Annotated in this window: 1 protein-coding gene; it reads right to left on the bottom strand. The window is 68.1% G+C overall.

Translation table 11 applies throughout. From position 1 onward, the window contains the following. Positions 1-17 precede the first annotated feature (17 nt). Positions 18-842 carry a DUF418 domain-containing protein gene (locus E1287_RS42960; RefSeq protein WP_165969475.1) on the bottom strand — a complete coding sequence of 275 codons (825 nt, stop codon included), beginning with the start codon at positions 840-842 and terminating at the stop codon, positions 18-20. Between the last annotated feature and the right edge of the window lie 1,702 nt (positions 843-2,544).

The following is a 2,544-nucleotide window of genomic DNA, read 5'->3' as shown; positions in this document are numbered from 1 at the left end:
CTGACAGCGAACGACGGTCAACCTTCGGGCCGGCCTCTGATCGGCACAACGTCCCACCAGGTGAGACACCGCCACACCCACTCCAGGGGCCCGTACCGGGCATGCCGCAGCCACAAAGAGCTGAACGCCAGCTCAACCAGGAACACGCCTATCCCCAAGGTGACGGCCGTCCCAAAATCGGAAACCTCGGCAAAATAATCCATTGCCACAATCATCAACGTAGCTCCAACATATCCAGTCAGCGCCATCCTCCCAACGGGCGCCAACACCCCCAACACACCCCGAGCCCGCCAGCGCAATAGCAACAAAACGGCAATCACATAGGTCGCGCCCGTCACCACCCCCGCAACCGCTGCAAGCCGCGACCCCGCCTGAGAGCCACTACCAACCTGCCAGATATTCAACACAACAGCACACAAAAGGCCACCAGCGAAGACAACAACCAAACGCTTTAGGGACAGCCCCAGAAGCACCTCGACCCCGAACCGCTGCACCGCATACCCGAGCAGGAACAGTCCCGGGATCAGCAGGCTGCCACCCCCTGCGACCAGCACAGCAGCCACCGTGGCGAGACTCCCGAGCGCCAGGACTACCCGTCCCGAAAGAAACGACGCAGGCAGCAGCACAACAACACCGACGACCGCATAACTAAGCAGCACCTCATCGGGCTGAAGCAACCGATGCAAAGCACCAAATGGCACCAGAAACCCAAGCCGAGCCAGCATCACCACCCGCGGATGACGAGCCCTCTCCCCGACGACATCCAAGAACAACCCAAAACTAACCCCGAACAGAAACGAGAAGATCGGAAAGAACCTCTGATGCAAGAGCGTCTCGTACACCCAATACCCTGCACCGTCCCCCGCCCCAGCCGCTCCACTGACCCCAACGGCATTCACGACCGAAATACCAAAGAGCGCGAACCCACGAAGAACGTCCACCTCGACAACGCGCGGCCGCAGGCCGGACCTCCCCTCACGGAGCAGCCCCACCACATCACGCCCAACCCACCAAGACGACCCGTTCGGCATGCCTAAAGCCCCCCGGCACAACCGCCCCACGCCAACGGACCGCTTGACGGCCGAGACCCGCCTCACGCCGAGCTGCGATCACTCCATCCAGCCGACCTAGGTCAAGGTCACTGACAACGTCCAACCGCTCATGAAGTCCCCCACCCAGCTCAACATCAAGCGACGCCAGCCAGCTCCTCCACCGTCCGCAGGCCGCCGACGTCGCCGACAACCAACTCGACCGCACGACCACACCCGCACCAGAAGCACATCGACCTCCGACACGACAGCAAGCACTCGTCCACGCCGGCCGTCTTCTACGAACTGCCGACCCCTAGACGACACGACCCACTCGGGGAGCCATCCCTTCGCGCCGCGACGTACTTGCCCGCCACCAGCCCACCGCCCATAGCGCCGCCCCCAAGCCACAACAACACGGCCTGGCGCAGTCCCGCGCGGCGTGGCCCCACACAGGGCAGTCTGGTCAAGCAGACGGCATTCCGCCGGGACTCGAGGCAAGACACGGCGCGGTGCAACGCGACCCGCCGTAGTCCAGATGCTGTCCACCGCAGCCGCGTGCGGCACGGAGCATTGCGGGCGATGTGTCGGCCAGCGGTAGCGGCCATCCCGGACGCGCTCCGGCGCCCAGCACCCCACGGCCCGGCACAGCCCGACGGATTGGCACGGCACGGCCCAGTCCGACGCAAGCGCCAGTCAACCGGCAAGAGCTGCGACACCGCACACCAGTTGCGGCACGGCGCAGCACGGCGCAGCACGGCGCAGCACGGCGCAGCACGGCGCAGCACGGCGCGGTGAGACGCAGCGCGGCGATTGCAGCACAGGCGCTGCGCAATGAGGCACGGCGCGGGCCGCGCGGTGCAGTGCGGAGTGCGGCACAGCTCGTCGCACTGCAGCGCAGTGCTGCACAGCGCTGCACAGCGCAGCGGAGTGCGGTGCGGCGTGGTGTAGTGCCGGGCAGTGCGGCACGGAGGTGCGGCGCGGTGCGTCGGGCATAGCGCGGCGCCGCGGTGCGTCAGGGCATAGCGCGGCGCCGCGTAGTGCGGCGCCGCGTAGTGCGGCGCAACGTATTTGCCAGGCGGTGCGGCGCGGTGCAGTGCGGCACGGCGTAGCGGGTCGGCGCGGCACGACGCGGCGGCGGCACGGCGCGACGGCGTGACGTAGTGCGGCGCAGCGGGCATAGCGCGGCGGTGCGGTGCGGTACGGCGAAATGAGGCGTAGTGCGTCGCGGCGCGGCGGTTGCAGCACAGCGCAGCGCAACGAAGCGCGGCCCGGCGTGCGGCACGGCGGAGTGCGGCCCAGCTCGTCGCAGCACAGCGCGGCCGAGTGTGGCGGAGTGCGGACGGCACAGCATGGCGTAGTGCCGGGCAGTGCGGTGCGCGCGGTGCAGTGCGCGCGGTGCAGTGCGGTGCGGCGGTGCGGCGATGCGTCAGGGCATAGCCCGGTGCGGCGCGGCGTAGTGCGTCCTAGCACGGGGCAGCAGGGGCGGCGCGCGTAGTGCAGGGCGGCACGGGCG

It is taken from the genome of Actinomadura sp. KC06 (assembly GCF_004348735.1).
Taxonomy (GTDB): domain Bacteria; phylum Actinomycetota; class Actinomycetes; order Streptosporangiales; family Streptosporangiaceae; genus Spirillospora.
The sequence above is the reverse complement of the archived record's forward strand: the minus strand, read 5'-3'. Positions and strand labels throughout refer to the sequence as shown.